Raw genomic sequence first — 19,079 nt, 5'->3', positions numbered from 1 at the left:
AGATCTGGTCAGCCAGGAGTTCCAAGTGGCATTTTTGCAGGTAACGTATCAAAAAAGTCAGTTCCGGCCGCCACAACGCAGCTCACACCGTTTGGATATGTAACAAGAAGAGTGAAGGTCCCGGTCTCCTGTGAGGACCAAATCTCAAACAGGGCGTTTCCTTTTCGTCCACTGCGTATTCCCCCCGCCGTTAGATTTTCGGCATATTTGTCAAACAATCTCTCAATAAGTTTGGATCGTTCTGTACAGGTTCCAGCCGTCGCAGGCGGAGCAGTGGCCGCCATGCCAAAGATCATACATACACTTAACAAACGCTTGAACATAACAAGCTCCTTTCGCTAGAGGTCAGTCTTTAGAGAGGGCCTGAGTGAGAGGTCACACGGCTCCTCTCCCATTAAGTATTATGTGTCTTTTGAGCGTATCTTTCAATCACGCTGAGGTCACCTTTGTGTGGAACGCAGCGTCTCAGAATTAAAGCAGCGTTGTATTTCAACGCGTTATTGAAAAGGAATTGGCCAATGGCAAAAGCTCCGCGAGCCTGGCAAAGAATGCTGTCTGGGCGCCGATTGGACCTTTTAGACCCCACCCCGGTTGATATTGAAATAGAAGACATCGCCCATGGGTTGGCATTTGTTGCCCGATGGAATGGTCAGACTCAGGGCGATTTTGCCTATTCTGTGGCTGAGCATTCCCTGCTGGTGGAGCGGATTTACACACGACTTTGCCCCAAGGCGCCGGTGAAATGGCAACTGGCGGCCCTGCTGCATGACGCGCCTGAATATGTAATCGGTGACATGATTTCGCCGGTCAAAGCTGCCGTTGGTCCGGGCTATGGCGCGCTTGATGAACGTTTGACGGCCGCTATTCACATCCGGTTCGGCCTGCCGGCGCTTCTACCAAAAACGATCAAAGCCCAGATCAAACGCGCGGACAAAGTCAGCGCCTGGATGGAAGCGGTTCAGATCGCCAGTTTTTCCGAGAAGGAAGCCAACAAATTCTTTGGTCGGCCAAACCCTGATGTCATTGCAGATTTAAACATCGACCTTCGTCCGCCTGTTGAGGTGCGCGCCGACTTTGTCAAACGTCACGAAGAGCTGTTGGCCGCTCTCTAAGACTGGGAGTCCTGTGCAGCGCGTTCCGCGCGACGTTGGCGTCGCAAGTCACGAATGCGCTGCTGTTTGAACTTGGGCGATTCAACGTAGTTTTTGTCCTCGCGGATGCCTTTTTGGCGCAGCATGATACGCCGTTTTCGGCCTGTAACCGGCTCCCAACTTGCATCCTTGCTGATGAAACCTTCCCGCGCCAGTTCTTCCCCGATCACCTGGTGATCCAGCTCGCCGTGGCTCTCGCGGCTGGACCTTTGCTTGTTGACCGGCAGCCATTCTGTACGCAGCGCATTGATCACCAAGGGATCGCATTTGCAGAACGATTGGACGTTCTTCACCAATTGCAAGTTTGCGCCAGACTCGCGGCGCAGGATCATCGCGACCTGCTGATCCGGTCGACCAACCATCGCATAAAGATGCAGCGCCGAACCATCCGCGCCAATCACCTGACGTGCAGCTTTGTAACGTGCAAGCTGCACATCTAGACTGTGATCTTGGGGATGAAAAATCTCATACCCTTCGGCGCGCAGGCGGTCTTCCAGCTCTTCCTCACCAAGGAGCCCGCCTTTGCTCAGTCCAAGTTTAGAGCGCGATAAGTATATCCGGTCTGGTCCGTCTGGTTTGATATCACGGGCAAATCGGGCGTGGATCGCGTTGCGAAACTTTGGCGTTCCGGACACGATAGAGCCCAGCCCGAACCCCTGCCCCGGTACAACCAGCTCCTCAACCTGCATGGCGGACGTGGCCAATTTGATCGGTAGATCCGGCGAAAAACAGTGAATGAAATCCGTTTGAAACCCGCGGATGGCGACATCAGGATCGGGGCGTTTGGGGATAAACAGAACCCCATCAACAGGACGGTGCAATTCCGCCAAGGCCCAAAGGCGTGCTGCGCTTTCAACCAGGAAATGTCCGAAATGCGCCCATAGAACTCCGCCCCAGAGCCACCGCCCTTCGAGCATCGGACCCGACGGATTTGGCATTTCCGGCTGCGTGGTGATTGGACGATACCGGCGCCACAAGGCCCCTTGGGGACAATAGGTTCCGTCCTGATACAGAACACCGGCAGGCTGAACCAACGCGCTGATGGTCGGTGGTACAACATGTGCCTGTGCGAGCGTGATCATCGCCTCGGACCACCCCCCCTCAGGAGAGGGTTCTTGCAATGCATCACTCGTCACCATGGGAACCTTTATCGGGGGCTGCGTTTGGCCAGAATCCGCTGCAGAGTCCGGCGGTGCATATTCAAGCGCCGCGCGGTTTCAGAAACGTTACGATCACACAGCTCATAGACACGCTGAATATGCTCCCAACGCACGCGATCAGCGCTCATTGGGTTTTCCGGCGGAGGCGGCAGTTCATCGTCACTCGCCAGCAAAGCGTTCATGATGTCGGACGCATCGGCCGGTTTCGACAAATAATCCGTCGCGCCGATTTTCACCGCAGCCACCGCCGTTGCAATCGCACCATATCCGGTCAAAACCACAACCCGGCTGTCGGGGCGTTTTTCACGCAGGACTTCGACCACATCCAACCCGTTGCCGTCTTCCAATCGCAAGTCAACAACAGCAAACGCCGGCGGGCGGGCTGTGGCAATGGCTGAACCGGCTGCAACAGATCCCGCGGTCTCAACCTCAAATCCACGCTTTTCCATGGCCTTGGCCAATCGCCGCAGAAACGGCTCGTCGTCGTCCACCAACAACAGCGAATTGTCGGTCCCAATCAGTTCTGGGTCAGTTTCGGCCATATGCTCATTTCTCCCAACCGGTCAGTCACGGATGCTGACCACGATATTACGTAGCGCTTTCAAAGGTCAAACCCAACGCGGCCTTTAGGCGCTTTCGACAAAACAGCTCACACGTTCTGCCATGTCTTCCGCTGGCGCGTCCCGTTTGAAAAACTCAACAAAGCCGTGTTCAGGTAGAACCAAATAGGTGTAGGTTGAGTGGTTCACCAAATAATATTCAGGATCGCCATCCTGTTTTTGGTAGAATGTCTTGTACGCGCGGCTCGCGGCTTTGACTTGTTCGGGTGAACCCGTCAAACCGATCATCTTCTCATGCAGGTTAAATGCAAAGTCGCCGACCACCTCGGGTGTGTCCCGTTCGGGGTCGATCGAGATGAAAACCGGCGTGGTGGAGATACCGCCATCTGCCAAGAGATCCACCGCCTCGGCGTTGCGCGATACATCCAAGGGGCAGACGTCCGGGCAGTAGGTATAGCCAAAGTAGACCAGGGTCGGCTCGGTGATCACGTCGGTATCGGTGACGGTCTCCCCTTGGGCGTTCAACAGCTCAAACGCACCCCCAATCGCTCCGGCCCCGCCGGCAACTGCGCTGGCGCGACAGTTTTCAAACAGCTCAGTTGTCTGCTTTTGAGTGACCAACCATGCGGCCCCAAGCCCACCAACCGCGACAGTTGCGGCCAAAACGGCAAAAATACGAGTCATAGAACCCTCTTTCAATAAACGGCACGGGTCGATTGAACGTTTCCCTCGTGAGACCTATCAGTATTTGCAACAGTTTCAAGCGGAGCACTTGGTCACATGTCTGATACAAATATCGGCCTGATGCGCGGGCAGGAACGCAGCCATTGGATCCGCCTGCGGACGTTGATCATCCTCAGATGGGTTGCGATCTTTGGCCAGATCACCGCGTTGTTCGCCGCGCAATGGATCTTTGGCTTCAAGTTTCATATCGAGCTGACCTACATCACCGTCTGCATCTCGGTGCTGAGCAATCTGATCGCAACCTTTGCCTTCCCCGAGAACAAGCGGCTTTCTGAGTTTGAAAACCTGCTGATGATCCTCTTTGATCTGCTGCAGTTGGGGATCTTGTTGTATCTGACCGGTGGGTTGAACAACCCCTTTGCGCTGCTGGTGCTGGGTCCGGTGACCATTTCTGCCGCGATGATGCGGCTGCGTTCGGCGATCATTGTGGGTGTTACGGCCATTTTTCTGGTGACGGTGATGTCGGAAATCTACCGGCCTCTGCTGACCGCTTCGGGTGCGGAAATGCAGATGCCCGGCATTTTCATCTTTGGCAATTGGGCGGCGATTGTCATCGCGATCCTGTTTATCGGCGCCTATTCATACCGGATCAGTTCGGAAATTCGGTCCATGTCCGACGCGCTTGCCGCCACCCATATGGCGCTGTCGCGGGAACAGAAATTGACCGATCTCGGCGGCGTGGTTGCGGCGGCTGCGCATGAACTTGGCACGCCATTGGCCACCATTAAATTGGCCAGCGCCGAGCTGGTGGATGAGTTGGAAGACCAGCCAGCTCTGCGCGAAGATGCAGAGCTGATCCGCGACCAAGCTGACCGCTGTCGTGATATCCTGCGCAGTATGGGGCGCGCTGGGAAATCGGATTTGCACATGCGCCAAGCCCCCCTGTCCACGGTCATAAATGAGGCCGTGGAGCCCCATTCCAATCGCGGAAAGATGCTGCACATCGATGCGGAACCCATTGAAGGCGCAGATCTTTTACACCCCAAGATCCTGCGCAAACCAGAGATCATCCATGGGCTGCGCAACCTGGTTCAAAATGGCGTTGATTTTGCCGCCGCCAACGTTTGGATCGACGCGAGTTGGGATGACACCACCATCACGGTTACGATCAGTGACGATGGAAAAGGTTACCCTCCGCATCTGTTGGGACGGATTGGGGATCCTTTTGTGCGCCGCAAACGACAGGAGGGCGAACGAAAGGAACGTCCGGGTTATGAAGGCATGGGGCTTGGGTTGTTCATCGCCAAAACGCTTTTGGAACGCACGGGTGCAGATCTGAAATTTGCAAACGGCAGCGACCCTTACCAGGATTTTCTCGACCCTGCGTTGGCCCGGGGTGCTATTGTACAAGTCAAATGGCCGCGCAACAAAGTCGACTCCGAATGGGGCGGAACCTCGCCATCCGTCGGCAAGAACATACCGATAGAATTTTGATGCGTTCACTTTTAATCAACCGATTAAACTTCATTTAACCATTATGAAGAACGATGTAAGACAGATGAACAAATCGAGGCATAAACATGCAAGACATCGTTTCGGTTGAATGGCTGGCGCTCTTCGCGCTTTGTGCTGCAACTGCTACAATTGCGGTCTGGTGGTTATCACCGGGCACATATGCGAAACGTATGGAACATGACCTCTTGGTGGGTGATGGCAGAACTGACGCGGTTTTCTTATTCGACAACAACGCCTTGATCGGCTGGTCGTCAGGCGCAAGTAAATTCATTGGCGAAAATGCTGAGGAATTCAGCTGGTCCAACCTGCGCGATCAACTCTCCCGCAGCTACCCCGGTCTCCCCCAGTCCCCGACCTTCCTAAAAGATGTCGGTCCTTTGGTTCTGTCTGGCACGGCCGGCGCGGACAGTCGTGAGGCGCACTGCGAATGGATCGACGGTGTGACCCGCGTCCAATTGCGCCGCAGCACGCTGGAAGAACAGAATAAATCCCTGGACCAGGAGCTTACGACCCTGCGGGCGGCGGTGCATCAAGCGCCCTACCCCGTCTGGCTTCAGTCTGAAGAAGGCGACGTGACCTGGACCAATCTGGCATATGACGACCTCAGCCGCAAAATTCGCGGTCGCAACGCAGATTTTTCCAAGCCGATGTTCACCGACCTTGATGAACCCAAGGCAAGCGGCCGTCCGGAGCGGATTTCGATCACCCTTCCCGAAAGCGAAAAGAAACTGTGGTACAACCTGTCCACAACCGAGACCGAGGCCGGCTGGCTGTGTCATGCGGTTGATGTGAACGCCGTGGTCGATGCCGAGGTTGCACAGCGTAACTTTGTGCAAACACTGGCAAAAACCTTTGCCCAATTGTCCATCGGTCTAGCGATTTTCGACCGCAACCAACAGCTGGTCCTGTTTAACCCTGTCCTTATCGATCTGACGGCGCTGCCGGCAAATTTCCTCAGCTCTCGTCCGGATATGATGACGTTTTTTGACCGCCTGCGCGATCAACGCATGATGCCCGAACCCAAAAGCTATTCCAGCTGGCGCCACCAGATGGCCGACCTTTTGGAAGCCGCAGCCGAAGGGCGCTATCAGGAAACATGGTCGATGCCGTCTGGATCGGTCTATTCAGTCTCTGGTCGCCCCCACCCAGATGGCGCAATCGCGTTCTTGTTCGAGGACATCACCGCCGAGATCACGCTCACCCGCCAATTCCGGACCGAGCTGGAAGTCGGGCAATCCATCATGGATCAAATGGACGAAGCCATCGCAGTGTTCAACAAAGATGGCACCATGTCGTTCTCCAACGAATCCTATCACGCGCTATGGAATGTCGACCCCGACGCAAGCTTTGCCAAAGTGTCGATCATTGACGCCTGCAAGATCTGGCAGGATTTTACGGCGGCCACATCCGCCTGGGGCGCTGTGCGCGACTTTGTGCTTGGCACCGAAAGCCGCGATCCCTGGTGGTGCACGGTGAGTTTGCGGTCAGGCGAGAGCTTAACCTGCCGGGTCACAGCATTGTCGAACGGAACCACCCTAGTGCGGTTCCACGCATCCGAGCCGACCGCACTGCCCCCAGTTCAGCAACGCTTTCTGTCTTCCAACGCACACGAGTGACGGAACGCGCTTGCAGCGACAAGCGGACATGGCCATTTTAGCGCCATGACCGCTTTTTCCGTTTCTAAAGACATTCAAAGCCCCGATGACATGGCCGACATGGCCCGCAAAATCGCCGCGCATCTGAGCGCTGGCGATTGCTTGTTGCTGGAAGGCATAATCGGCGCCGGCAAAAGCCATTTTGCCCGCAACCTCATTCAAAGCCTCCTGCCCCAGCCCGAGGACATCCCCTCGCCCACCTTCACGCTGGTGCAAACCTACGACGGACCCGATTGTGAGATCTGGCACAGTGACCTTTACCGCCTGTCGTCCCTGGATGAAGTGTTTGAATTGGGTCTGGTAGAGGCCTTCGACAGTGAAATCACCTTGGTCGAATGGCCGGAAAAACTGGAAGACGTCGCCCCACCCCATGCTTTGCGTTTGAAAATCGACCTGAACGACACTGTTGAGGACGTGCGAACCGTCACATTTGAATGGAGCGACCCAAAGTGGACTCCCCTGTTGGAAAACCTATCCCATGACTGATCGTGTCGCATTAAAACGTAGCTTTCTGGACGCCACACCCTGGTCCGCCGCCAAAGTCGTCTCAATGACCGGTGACGCCTCCAACCGCCGTTACGATCGTCTTTATCTGGGTGGGGATACGGCCATCTTGATGGATGCTGCGCCAGAACGTGGTGAGAATGTTCGCCCTTTTATCCGCATCGGTGAACACCTGCGCACCCAAGGCTTCAGCGCTCCTGAGATCCTGGCGCGCGATGTTGAAAACGGGTTTTTACTGCTCGAAGATTTGGGTGATGACCGTTTCAAGGAGGTCTTGGAAGACGCGCCTCACCGCGAAAAAGAGCTGTATCGCGACGCAACCGATGCTCTGATCGCGCTCCATCAATGTCCATTGCTGCCGGATCTTCCTGCGTACGGCCCACAAAAAATGGTTGAGGTCTGTGAGCCTGTTTTCACGTCCTACTGTTTACATTTGACGGGCGATGTATCGACCGAGCATCAGACACGTTTCAACACGGCACTTTTTGAGCTGCTCACTCAATGCACGGGCGGGCCCGAAGTTTTGGTAGAACGGGATTTTCACGCAGAAAACCTGTTGTGGTTGCCCAACCGCGATGGTGTGGCGCGTGTTGGCATGTTGGATTACCAAGACGCAGCCTCGGGCCACCCGAGCTATGATCTGGTTTCGATGTTGCAAGACGCACGCCGCGACGTCTCCGAAGAAGTTGAGACCGCGATGATTGCCCATTACATCGACAAAACCTCAGTCGATCCCACCGCATTTACCACGGCCTATTGGGCGCTTGGCCTGCAACGCAACCTGCGGATCGTCGGTGTCTTTGCACGATTGGCGACGCAGATGGGAAAACCACACTACGTGGACTTTATCCCGCGCGTTTGGGCCCATATCGAACGCGCGTTACTGCGGCCGGAATTGGCCAAGATTGAACCCATCATTCGCGAAACCGTGCCAACGCCGACCACTGAAAACCTACGAAAGTTGAAAGCATGAGCGATCAAACCTTTCCGGTCATGATTTTTGCCGCCGGGTTTGGCACGCGCATGGGTCCGCTGACGGCCGATCGACCAAAACCAATGATAGAGGTGGCAGGTAGACCGCTGATCGACCACGCGTTGGATCTGGTGAACGCTATAGACGCTCCCACAATTGTGGCCAACACACATTATCTGGGGGATCAGGTCCGCACACATGTGGAGCCACAAGGCGTCCTGATTAGCCACGAAGAGCCGGACGTTCTGGATACTGGCGGTGGGCTGAAACAGGCGTTGCCTCTTCTTGGCGACGGCCCTGTTTTGACCCTCAATCCGGATGTCATTTGGTCAGGTCCCAACCCGTTGGAAACAGTAATCAACGCTTGGGATCCGTCCCAAATGGATGCGTTGCTGTTGTGTATTCCGTTGAAACGCACCATCGGACGCATTGGCTCTGGTGACTTCACCATTTCAGACACAGGCCGCCCGTCTCGTGGTGGCAATATGGTCTATGGCGGCGTTCAAATCATCAAGACGGACAGTCTACGAGATATCCAGGACGACGCGTTCTCGCTCAACGTTGTTTGGGATCGAATGAACAGTGAAAACAGGCTCTATTGTGCGGAGTACCCCGGAAAATGGTGCGATGTTGGTCGTGCGGAGTGCATTCCTTTGGCGGAAAATCTGATTGCATCTGATGTTTGAACCGAGTTCCGAGCCACGCATTTTTGCAGTTCCCTGCGGCGTTGATTTTCCCAAGGCGCTTGTTGACGGGCTGCTGGCCCGAAGCAATGGATTGCCACCGGAATCCCTGGCCAAGGCCCAGGTCATTTTGAACACAACCCGCATGGCCCGACGCGTGCGGCAACTGTTTGACACAGGTCCAGCGCTCTTGCTGCCGCAATTGGTCATGCTTGGTGATCTGACAGCAGCGGTTCCCCTGCCCGCCGCAGTGCCACCGCTGCGCCGCAGGCTTGAGCTTACGCAATTGGTCAGCAAATTGCTGGATGCGCAACCCGACTTAGCCTCCCGCGCGTCGCTCTATGATCTGTCCGACAGCCTTGCCACCTTGATCGACGAAATGCAGGGCGAAGGCGTGTCGACCGACGTGATCCGTGATCTGGATGTGTCTGATCAATCCGGTCATTGGGCACGCGCGCAAAGCTTTATTGGCATCGCTGACCAGTTGGTCGACCAGCACGATGGTTTATTGGACAAAGAAGCGCGGCAACGGTTGCTGGTCACCGAACTCATCACATCTTGGGAGATTGCGCCGCCACAACACCCCGTGATCCTTGCCGGCTCAACCGGGTCGCGCGGTACAACCTTGATGTTGATGGAAGCCATCGCGCGCCTCCCCCAAGGTGCCGTGATTTTGCCGGGGTTTGACTTTGACCAACCCCAAGACGTGTGGTCAGAGCTCGACAATCCATTGTCGTCCGAAGATCACCCTCAATACAGGTTTCACAAGCTTCTGCGGGATCTCGATTTGGCAGCGACCGACGTGCGCCCCTGGTCCGCAGAAATACCCGCCACTGTGGGCCGCAACCAGATGGTGTCTTTAGCGTTGCGCCCGGCTCCGGTGACGGACGCTTGGATGCGAGAAGGGCCAAAGCTGAAGGATCTTGACGCAGCCACCCGCGATCTCACCCTGGTGGAAGCAGAAAGCCCCCGCGGCGAAGCCCTGGCCATCGCATTGCGTTTACGACAAGCGGCGGAGGACGGGCAAACGGCGGCGCTGATCACACCAGATCGGATGCTCACGCGGCAGGTGTCGTCTGCCTTGGACCGCTGGGACATTCTGCCAGATGATTCTGCAGGGCTGCCGCTGCAATTGTCACCACCCGGTCGGTTTCTGCGACATGTGGCTGCGCTGTTCTCAAAACGGCTCACCTCGGACAAACTGCTGACATTGCTCAAACATCCGTTGACCCATAGCGGCGCTGAACGCGGGTTGCATCTGTTACACACCCGCGATCTGGAGCTGCATATTCGTCGCAATGGACCACCCTTCCCGGACCGGTTGAGTTTTGAAGCATTTGCTACGGGACGTGAGCTGACGGAGGGTTGGCTGGATTGGCTGGGTCACTGTTTTGCTGTAGTGGAAGTGGCCGAAGATTTACCTCTCACCCATTGGTTGGAACGTCTACGTGAACTGGCCGAGTTGATCGCGTGTGGCAGCCAGACCACCGGCAGCGGCGGGTTGTGGGAACAAAAAGCCGGCCGTGAAGCGCTGGCCGTGATCGAGAAACTCGAAGCTGAGGCGCATGTCGCAGGCGCATTGTCCGCACATGATTTTGCCGATCTTCTGGGGGCACTTCTGTCCCAAGGTGAGGTGCGCGACCGCGACGCGCCCTATGGGTCCAGCATGATCTGGGGCACGTTGGAAGCCAGAGTCCAAGGCGCGGATCTTGTGATCTTGGGCGGGCTGAACGAAGGCAGCTGGCCCGAATCCGCCAGTCCCGATCCCTGGTTGAACCGTCAAATGCGCAGCCAAGCGGGGCTGTTGTTGCCGGAACGTCGGATCGGATTGGCCGCCCATGATTTTCAGCAAGCGATCGCCGGGCGTGAAGTCTGGCTGACCCGCGCGCATCGAACGGATGAAGCCGACACAGTGCCGTCGCGATGGCTGAACCGGATCACAAACCTATTGTCCGGCCTACCCGATCAAGGCGGACCTGAGCATCTGAAACAAATGCGCGCCAGAGGTCATCAATGGCTCGACTGGGCGCGCGCATTGGAGAAACCAACACCGATTGCAGCAGCTGTCCGCCCCTCTCCACGCCCACCGGTGGCCGCACGCCCGCGCAAGCTCTCCGTGACAGAAATCCCGCGCCTGATCCGTGACCCTTATGCGATCTATGCGAAACATGTGCTACGGCTGAAGCCATTGAACAGCCTTGTGCAGGAACCCGATGCCTTGTTGCGGGGCATCGTTTTGCACCGGGTGTTTGAAGTGTTCATCAAAGATACCCTGAACGACGCCGATACGCTGACCACCGAACATTTGCTGGAACTCACGGCACGCGAATTGGCGCAGGATGTTCCATGGCCCGTCGCACGTAGCCTCTGGCAGTCGCGTATTCGACGCATTGCCCGGGATTTTGTCGAGGGCGAACGGATGCGACAAGACCGCGCCAAACCCATTTCGTTTGAGGCTCTGGGCCAAGCGCGGCTCGACCCGCTGGATTTCACCCTCACCTGTCGGGCGGACCGCATAGATGCCGATGAACGCGGGTTCTTGCACCTCTATGATTATAAGACTGGAACGCCGCCCACAGTTGCGCAGCAAAAGAAGTTTGAAAAGCAGCTCTTGATCGAAGCCGCGCTTGTGGAACAAGGCGGGTTCTCTGACCTCGGCGTAGGAGAGGTCCATAGCGCGACATTCTTGGGGTTAGGTTCAACACTGAAAGAGGTCGCCGCACCGCTCGACAACGATCCGCCTGCACAGGTTTGGGAAGAATTGCAGGCTCTGATTGCCGCGTATTTCGATCCTAACCAAGGGTTTTCGAGCCGTAGCATGGTGCACAAGGACGATATGATCGGGGATTACGACCACCTCGCCCGGTTTGGTGAATGGGATCGCAGTACGGATCCCACGCCGGAGGATCTGACATGAATACCCGCAACGCCGCATCCGAAGCGCAGTTTCGTGCCGCGCGACCTGATGCCTCCACCTGGCTTTCGGCCAATGCCGGCTCGGGAAAGACCAAGGTTCTGACAGACCGGGTTGCGCGCCTGTTGCTCAAAGGGGTGCAGCCGCAACACATCCTGTGCCTCACGTATACCAAGGCCGCAGCCAGCGAGATGCAGAACCGTCTGTTCCAGCGCTTGGGGGAATGGGCCATGTTGCCCGACGCGGCGCTGCTCGACGCTTTGCTTGATCTTGGTGTGGAGTTGGGCGACCAGGACCGCGAACTGGCGCAAGCCCGCACTCTGTTTGCGCGCGCAATTGAGACGCCGGGTGGTTTGAAAATTCAGACGATCCACTCGTTCTGTGCGGCGCTCCTGCGCCGTTTTCCGCTGGAGGCAAATGTAAGCCCGCAGTTTAGTGAAATGGACGACCGCTCCATCGCGCTGTTGCAGGGCGAAATTGCCGAGGACTTGGCCGAAGCAGAACCAGAATTGATGGATGCGCTGGCCAATCACGTCTCTGACAGCGACTTCTCAACGCTGACGGGCGCCATTGCCCAACGTCGGGAACACTTCAAAGGTGAGAACGACCGAGCCACACTTTGCGCCTTGTTCGAACTACCCGAAGATTTTGACCGCCTGGATTTGAAATCGCAGGTGTTTCTGGGTGACGAAGCGGATTTGTTGGAGCGGTTGCGGACCGTCTTGGCCTCTGGCGGTGCAAACGATCAAAAGGCTGCGGTCAAGCTGAAGGCCATTTCTGACCCTAATTTGACGGATTTACCGATTTTGGAGTCCGTTTTCCTGACGGGTTCTGGGGCAAAATCGCCGTTTACCGCAAAGATCGGCAGCTTTCCGACCAAAAAATTACGCACCGACAATCCCGATCTGATGGCCAAGATCGAGCCCTTTATGACCCGGGTCGAGGATGCGCGCACCAAACGTCTGGCGCTGGCCGCCGTCGAAAAATCAACGCTCCTCCACCGGTTCGCGGCGAAGTTTCTGCCCGAATATGAGCGGCGCAAACAGCTTCGCGGGTGGTTGGACTTTGACGATCTGGTTCTCAAGGCGCGGCAATTGCTGAACGATTCCGCCGTGGCGTCGTGGATTCTGTATCGGCTGGATGGCGGTATCGACCATATTCTGGTCGACGAGGCACAAGATACCAGTCCGGTGCAATGGGATGTGGTTGAGAAACTGACCCAAGAATTCACCGCTGGCGAGGGTGCGCGTTCGCAAATTGAGCGGACCATTTTTGTCGTCGGCGATATGAAGCAATCGATCTATTCCTTCCAGGGCGCCGACCCAGATGCGTTTCTTCGGATGCAGGCTGAATTCGGTCATCGTCTGTCCGAGGTTGGCTCGCAGCTGCAGACCACATCGCTTGAATATTCGTTTCGCTCTTCTGCGGCCATTCTCGGTCTGGTGGACGAAATTTTCAAAGACAGCCCCAATGCGGGATTTCACAAGGACGCGCTGCATCGGGCGTTCAAATCGGACCTTCCCGGTCGGGTCGACATTTGGCCTGCGGTTGAAAAGGTGGAAGAGGACGACGACAGGCATTGGACCGACCCCGTGGATCGCCCGGGCAAACGCCATCACACCGTGATCCTTGCGGAAAACATTGCGCAGGAAATCAAGCGCATGATTGACGCCGGTGAGACCATTCCCTGCGATGGGCCGGAACGCGGCACGTTCCAGCGGCGTCCGGTTCAACCCGGTGACTTCTTGATCCTGGTTCAACGCCGGTCCGAGCTGTTTTCCGAGATCATTCGCGCCTGCAAAGCCGCGCGCCTGCCAATCGCCGGCGCGGACCGTTTGAAAGTTGGAGCGGAACTGGCGGTCAAAGATATCGCTGCGCTGTTGTCGTTCCTTGCAACACCAGAGGACTCGCTTTCGCTTGCGGCCGCTTTGAAGTCGCCCTTGTTTGGCTGGTCCGAACAGGAGCTGTTTGACCTCGCCCACCGACGCGGCTCACCCTATCTGTGGACTGCGCTGCGCGACCGTGCAGAGGCCTTCCCTGATACAATGGCGGTTTTGAACGACCTGCGCGACAACACGGATTTTCTGCGCCCCTTTGATCTGATCGAACGCATTTTGACCCGGCACGATGGGCGCCGTCGCCTGTTGGGACGCCTGGGAGCCGAGGCCGAGGATGGGATCAACGCGCTGCTTTCACAGGCGCTGGCCTATGAACGGTCGGAAATTCCCAGCCTGACCGGGTTTTTAGTGTGGATGCAGGCCGATGATCTGGAAATCAAACGCCAGATGGGGGCTGCCGGCAATATGATCCGGGTGATGTCGGTGCATGGCTCCAAGGGTTTGGAAGCGCCGATTGTGATCCTGCCTGACACCGCAAAACGCCGCGCGCCTCGTGATGAAGAGATCATGGTGGCCGAGTCCACCCCGCTTTGGAAAATGCCGAAGGAACAGATGCCGCCGGTCATGCAGGCCGCGCGTGAGCATTCGCTGGAGAAACTCAACAACGAACGGCTGCGTCTGTTGTATGTGGCGCTGACGCGGGCCGAGAAATGGCTGATTGTGGCCACGGCGGGTGAACTGTCTTCTGAGGGGGACAGCTGGTATCAAATGGTGGAACAAGCCGCTCTTGCCCGTGGCGCAACTCCGCGCGACAACAAAGATCAGGGGCTGCGCCTAACCCATGGTGATTGGGATGGTCTCGATTTTGTTGAGGTCGCGCAGGACATCAAGGAAGAGGTGACGTTGCCGGCCCTCTTCACCCGTACAGCGCCTGAATTTGTCGCCCCTGCCCCAACGCTCAGCCCGTCGGAATTGGGTGGTGCCAAAGCGTTGAGTGGTGAACAGGGCTTGAGTGAGGAAGCAGCAAAGGCGCGTGGGACCAAGGTGCATCTGTTGCTCGAACATCTGCCCAAACATCCGCAACCCGAATGGCCGAATATTGCCAAACGTCTTGACATTGATACCACGACAGAGGCGGAGATTTACGCCGAGGCTGTGGGTGTTCTGGAAGCTGAGGATTTAAAACGCGTGTTTTCACCTGCTGCGCTGGCAGAAGTGCCAATTTCCGCGACTTTGGACGGTCAGCGTTTGCATGGGGTGATCGATAGGTTGATCGTTGCCCCCAATCGCGTTCTCGCCGTGGATTTCAAATCCAATGCCGTTGTGCCGGACAGCGCTGAGCGCTGCCCAGATGGGTTATTGCGCCAGATGGGGGCCTATGCGCTGGCGCTTTCGCAAATCTATCCCGAGCGAAAAATCGAAACCGCAATCATTTGGACACGCACTGCGACCATTATGGAATTACCACACGAACTTGTGTCGCGGGCATACTTCCAGCGTCTGGAACCTTGACGATCGGTTAAGCGCTACCTAGGTTCCGACTTCAGTTGCCAAACACTCAGGAGACAGTCTCATGTCCACCGTTGCCGTTACCGACGAGACCTTTGACGCAGAGGTCAAGAACTCGGATGTACCCGTTGTTGTAGATTTTTGGGCCGAATGGTGCGGTCCATGTAAACAAATTGGCCCGGCTCTCGAAGAGTTGGCTGCCGAATATGGTGACAAACTGAAAGTTGCCAAAGTTGACGTCGACAGCAACCCGAATGCGGCAGCTGCAATGGGCGTTCGCGGCATCCCTGCCCTGTTTATCTTCAAAGACGGCCAGGTGATTTCAAACCGCGCCGGCGCTGCACCAAAGGCAGCTCTGCAAAGCTGGATCGACGAATCCATCTGATCCAAGCGAGATCAACAAAACGAACGAAGGGCGCCAACTGAGCGCCCTTTTTTTTCATGCCTGAGACACAGAAAGCCCCGGCCTTTTCACTCGACAGCTGGCAAACAAAAAGCCGCCGGAAACCGGCGGCTGGATGTCGTCAATGCTGTTGCAAGCATTAGAACTGGTGATCGACGTCGTAAACCGTCAGCCCGATATCGTCGAGTTGTGTTGCTGTCAGGCGAGACAGTTCTTTGCGAGTCAGGCGCTTGTCGTTCCAGCGCGAGATTGCTTTCGTTGCAGAAATTACGGTGTCCACCACACGGAGAATAGAGACTGCTCCGAGCGGCGCGTGGGTGTTTGCAGTGGCTGCCATTGCGCAGATCCTTAAATGAAACAGCCGACCCCATGTCGGTTGTGGGCTCTGTGTACGCCTGGCAAGTGAGTCTCACAATTGCCCGTTTTTCAGGCCGGATCTGCGCTGAGCGCATAGCAAATGACCAGTTTGTAAACTTTGCGCAGCGCGCGGCTGCCACAGCCATCAATGCGGCGATAAATTCAGCCTCCCTTGTGCCCACGCCCATGTGAATCCATATAGAGACCAAGAAAAGCGGAGGAACAGATGGCAGACACGCAATTTCCAGGCTGGCACGGAACAACCATCATCGGTGTCAAGAAAGACGGCGAAATTGTCATTGCTGGGGACGGCCAAGTGTCCTTGGGCCAAACCGTCATCAAAGGCAGCGCCCGCAAGGTGCGGCGTTTGTCGCCCGGCGGCTATGATGTTGTTGCAGGCTTTGCGGGTTCAACAGCGGATGCGTTCACATTGCTGGAACGGCTTGAAGTTAAACTGGAAGCAACACCGGGGCAATTGGCGCGAGCCAGCGTCGAACTGGCAAAAGACTGGCGCACCGATAAATACCTGCAAAAGCTGGAGGCCATGTTGATCGTGACCGACGGCGAAGATCTGTTTGTGATCACCGGGGCCGGCGATGTTCTGGAACCGGAACACAATGTGGCAGCGATTGGATCCGGCGGCAACTTTGCCTTGGCCGCAGCCCGTGCCATGATGGACAGCGACAAAACGGCAGAAGATGTCGCCCGGTCCGCAATGGCAATCGCGGCGGACATCTGTGTGTACACGAATGGAAACCTAACGGTCGAAAGCATTGGCAAATGATCGGTCCTGATGATCTGCGCGCGGCAGTTGGATCTGGCCTGATCAGCGAAGCGCAAGCCGCATCGCTGAAAGCTTTGGCAGACACCCGCAACGGTGCTCGCAAAGATCTGGCAGAAGGCGATGAACCTTTTGAGCTGTTCAAAGGCTTCAATGAGATTTTCATTGTGATCGGCCTATGCATCCTGGCTTCTGGCTGGATCGGGGTGAATAGCATTGCGATGATTGGCCAGATCGGGGACGTGTCCGGACGGGTTGTCATTTCGGCTATCATCGCCGGCCTGATCTTGTGGGGGCTGTCGGAATACTTCATCCGCAGACGACGCATGGTTGCACCTGCAATCGCGCTCGCGGTTCTCTTTGCGGTGAATTCTGGAGCAGGTCTGAACGCATGGTTGGCAGCACCATTTATGGTGGCGCAAAACGACTATAGCAGCCTTGTTCTACCGCTCGCCCTATCGACGCTTGCAATTTTTGTCTTTTGGCTGCGGTTCAAAGTCCCCTTTGCCATGGCGTTGATTGCGTTTGGCGTGTTCAGCTTGGCCATATTGACCGGCGGCATCCAAGCAGGGGTCCCGGCCGAGTTCACGGATCTGTTCTTGCTCTCTGCAAACGGACCCTTTGCCTGGATCACGCTTTTGGTGGGATTGGCCGTGTTCTGCGTCGCGATGTGGTTTGATCTTAGCGATCCACACCGAGTGACACGCCGATCGGCACAAGGATTCTGGCTGCATGTGGTTGCAGCACCCGCTTTGGTGAACACAATTGCCCTGTCGTTGCTGGAACATGACACCGCAATATCGAACATCCTGTTGCTGTGCATTCTGCTACTGTTTGCATTTGTCGCGATAATCATCGACCGCCGATCCTTCTTGATTGCCGCTATCGGCTATATCGTCACCCTGGCAGCCACCGTTTTCGACGGAGAAGGGGCTGCGATGACAATCCTGGTTCTTGGCATTTTCCTGGTTTTCCTGGGGGCGTTTTGGACCAAGATCCGGGCGACACTTCTTTCACTTGTATCTGGCGTGCTACCGGTTCACCGGCTGCCGCCGTCACACTGACCAAGGTAAATCATGACAGACCTTACCCCACGTGAAATCGTATCCGAACTGGACCGGTTCATCATTGGCCAGAACGAGGCCAAGCGCGCCGTAGCCGTTGCCCTGCGCAATCGCTGGCGCCGCAAACAGCTGCCGGACGACATTCGCGACGAAGTCTACCCCAAGAACATCCTGATGATTGGCCCCACTGGCGTTGGTAAAACCGAGATCTCGCGCCGGCTTGCGAAACTGGCCCGTGCGCCCTTTATCAAAGTTGAAGCCACCAAATTCACCGAAGTTGGGTATGTGGGCCGCGACGTAGAACAGATCGTGCGTGATCTGGTGGATGCGGCGATTTTGCAAACCCGTGAATTCATGCGGGAAGATGTCCGGGCCAAGGCCCGCAAATCCGCCGAAAGCCGGGTTCTGGCCGCGATTGCCGGCGATGGTGCGCGTGAAGCCACCCTGAACATGTTCCGCAAAAAGCTGATCGCAGGTGAGCTGGACGACACCGTGATCGAGCTGGAAGTGGCCGATACGTCAAATCCAATGGGCGGCATGTTCGAAATTCCCGGCCAACCGGGCGCGGGTGCGGGCATGATGAACCTTGGCGATCTGTTTGGCAAAGCGATGGGCGGGCGCACCGTTCGCAAAAAACTGACCGTCTCCGAAAGCTATGACGTGCTGATTGAGGAAGAAGCCGACAAACTGTTGGACGACGAGCTCGTGGCGCGCACCGCATTGGAAACCGTTGAACAAAACGGCATCGTGTTCCTGGATGAAATCGACAAGGTCTGCGCCCGATCTGATGCGCGTGGCGGTGATGTCAGTCGCGAAGGGGTGCAGCGCGATTTGCTGCCCTTGATCGAAGGCACAACCGTCAGCACCAAACATGGCCCCGTGAAAACCGACCATATCCTATTTATCGCGTCGGGCGCGTTTCACATCGCCAAACCCTCGGATCTGTTGCCGGAACTGCAGGGTCGTTTGCCGATCCGGGTGAACCTGCGTGCGCTGACAGAGGCCGACTTTGTGCGCATTCTGACCGAAACCGACAATGCGCTGACTCGGCAGTACACCGCTTTGATGAACACCGAAAAAGTCGATGTCACCTTTAGCGAGGACGGGATCGCGGCCCTTGCCAAGATGGCCGCCGAGGTCAATCAATCGGTGGAAAACATCGGTGCGCGGCGCCTTTACACGGTTATGGAGCGGGTGTTCGAGGAGCTTTCGTTCACCGCGCCTGATCGTGGTGGTGATGCGGTGGTCATCAATGCCAAATTTGTTGCCGACAACCTCGCCGAGCTGAGCAAATCGAGCGATTTGAGCCGTTACGTGCTCTGACCCTG

Annotated in this window: 17 protein-coding genes; 12 read left to right on the top strand and 5 right to left on the bottom strand. The window is 56.4% G+C overall.

What is annotated here, in order from left to right; genetic code table 11:
• Positions 1–8: 8 nt before the first annotated feature.
• The gene (locus KMP13_RS06890) at positions 9–323 is read right to left on the bottom strand and encodes a hypothetical protein (protein ID WP_215265031.1); all 315 of its coding nucleotides are present in this window, start codon (positions 321–323) and stop codon (positions 9–11) included.
• A 195-nt stretch (positions 324–518) separates the two neighbouring features.
• Here KMP13_RS06890 and KMP13_RS06885 point away from each other — a divergent pair, with 195 nt between their 5' ends.
• Positions 519–1,112: an HD domain-containing protein gene (locus tag KMP13_RS06885; RefSeq protein WP_215265029.1), complete on the top strand. Its 594-nt coding sequence runs from the start codon at positions 519–521 to the stop codon at positions 1,110–1,112.
• Here KMP13_RS06885 and KMP13_RS06880 read toward each other — a convergent pair.
• From KMP13_RS06880 to KMP13_RS06870, 3 genes are all read right to left on the bottom strand, one after another.
• Complete coding sequence (locus KMP13_RS06880; RefSeq protein ID WP_215265027.1) at positions 1,109–2,290, bottom strand: glycosyltransferase 61 family protein; 1,182 nt, start codon at positions 2,288–2,290, stop codon at positions 1,109–1,111. The two genes, KMP13_RS06885 and KMP13_RS06880, sit on opposite strands and share 4 nt — an antisense overlap.
• An 8-nt stretch (positions 2,291–2,298) precedes the next feature.
• Positions 2,299–2,853, bottom strand: a complete 555-nt coding sequence (locus tag KMP13_RS06875) for an ActR/PrrA/RegA family redox response regulator transcription factor (RefSeq protein ID WP_215265025.1) — start codon at positions 2,851–2,853, stop codon at positions 2,299–2,301.
• 84 nt (positions 2,854–2,937) lie between these two features.
• Positions 2,938–3,555, bottom strand: coding sequence for an SCO family protein (locus KMP13_RS06870; protein WP_215265023.1), 618 nt, complete (start codon positions 3,553–3,555; stop codon positions 2,938–2,940).
• Between the two features lie 96 nt (positions 3,556–3,651).
• Between KMP13_RS06870 and regB the strand changes: the two genes are divergently transcribed.
• The 8 genes from regB (at position 3,652) to trxA (ending at position 15,531) form a co-directional block, all read left to right on the top strand.
• Positions 3,652–5,049, top strand: a complete 1,398-nt coding sequence (regB, locus tag KMP13_RS06865; RefSeq protein WP_215265021.1) for a sensor histidine kinase RegB — start codon at positions 3,652–3,654, stop codon at positions 5,047–5,049.
• An 86-nt stretch (positions 5,050–5,135) separates the two neighbouring features.
• A complete protein-coding gene (locus KMP13_RS06860) occupies positions 5,136–6,686 on the top strand; it encodes a PAS-domain containing protein (RefSeq protein WP_215265019.1) in 1,551 nt (516 codons plus the stop codon).
• 45 nt (positions 6,687–6,731) lie between these two features.
• Complete coding sequence (tsaE, locus tag KMP13_RS06855) at positions 6,732–7,211, top strand: tRNA (adenosine(37)-N6)-threonylcarbamoyltransferase complex ATPase subunit type 1 TsaE (protein ID WP_215265017.1); 480 nt, start codon at positions 6,732–6,734, stop codon at positions 7,209–7,211.
• Positions 7,204–8,202 carry an aminoglycoside phosphotransferase family protein gene (locus tag KMP13_RS06850; protein WP_215265015.1) on the top strand — a complete coding sequence of 333 codons (999 nt, stop codon included), beginning with the start codon at positions 7,204–7,206 and terminating at the stop codon, positions 8,200–8,202. The genes tsaE and KMP13_RS06850 overlap by 8 nt, the downstream gene beginning before the upstream one ends.
• The gene (locus KMP13_RS06845) at positions 8,199–8,888 is read left to right on the top strand and encodes a nucleotidyltransferase family protein (RefSeq protein WP_251363708.1); all 690 of its coding nucleotides are present in this window, start codon (positions 8,199–8,201) and stop codon (positions 8,886–8,888) included. Before KMP13_RS06850 ends, KMP13_RS06845 begins: the two co-directional genes overlap by 4 nt.
• Positions 8,881–11,802, top strand: coding sequence for a double-strand break repair protein AddB (gene addB, locus KMP13_RS06840; protein ID WP_215265014.1), 2,922 nt, complete (start codon positions 8,881–8,883; stop codon positions 11,800–11,802). Before KMP13_RS06845 ends, addB begins: the two co-directional genes overlap by 8 nt.
• Complete coding sequence (gene addA, locus KMP13_RS06835; protein WP_215265012.1) at positions 11,799–15,149, top strand: double-strand break repair helicase AddA; 3,351 nt, start codon at positions 11,799–11,801, stop codon at positions 15,147–15,149. Before addB ends, addA begins: the two co-directional genes overlap by 4 nt.
• A gap of 61 nt (positions 15,150–15,210) precedes the next feature.
• Entirely contained in the window at positions 15,211–15,531 is a 321-nt protein-coding gene (trxA, locus tag KMP13_RS06830; RefSeq protein ID WP_215265010.1) for a thioredoxin, read from the top strand.
• Between the two features lie 157 nt (positions 15,532–15,688).
• Here trxA and KMP13_RS06825 read toward each other — a convergent pair whose 3' ends face one another.
• The gene (locus tag KMP13_RS06825) at positions 15,689–15,886 is read right to left on the bottom strand and encodes a DUF1127 domain-containing protein (protein WP_215265009.1); all 198 of its coding nucleotides are present in this window, start codon (positions 15,884–15,886) and stop codon (positions 15,689–15,691) included.
• A 246-nt stretch (positions 15,887–16,132) separates the two neighbouring features.
• On the opposite strand from KMP13_RS06825, the gene hslV reads away from it, so the two are divergent.
• The 3 genes from hslV to hslU are packed head-to-tail and all read left to right on the top strand — an operon-like array spanning position 16,133 to position 19,074.
• Positions 16,133–16,690 carry an ATP-dependent protease subunit HslV gene (hslV, locus tag KMP13_RS06820; protein ID WP_215265007.1) on the top strand — a complete coding sequence of 186 codons (558 nt, stop codon included), beginning with the start codon at positions 16,133–16,135 and terminating at the stop codon, positions 16,688–16,690.
• Entirely contained in the window at positions 16,687–17,751 is a 1,065-nt protein-coding gene (locus KMP13_RS06815; RefSeq protein WP_215265005.1) for a hypothetical protein, read from the top strand. Before hslV ends, KMP13_RS06815 begins: the two co-directional genes overlap by 4 nt.
• A 12-nt stretch (positions 17,752–17,763) precedes the next feature.
• Positions 17,764–19,074 (top strand): ATP-dependent protease ATPase subunit HslU, encoded by a 1,311-nt coding sequence (gene hslU / locus KMP13_RS06810; protein WP_215265003.1) that lies wholly within the window; start codon positions 17,764–17,766, stop codon positions 19,072–19,074.
• The last annotated feature ends 5 nt before the right edge of the window (positions 19,075–19,079 follow it).

It is taken from the genome of Epibacterium ulvae, from assembly GCF_018678075.1.
GTDB classification, from domain to species: Bacteria; Pseudomonadota; Alphaproteobacteria; order Rhodobacterales; family Rhodobacteraceae; genus Epibacterium; species Epibacterium ulvae_A.
Note: the sequence above shows the minus strand (reverse complement) of the source record. Positions and strands in the feature narration are given on the sequence as shown.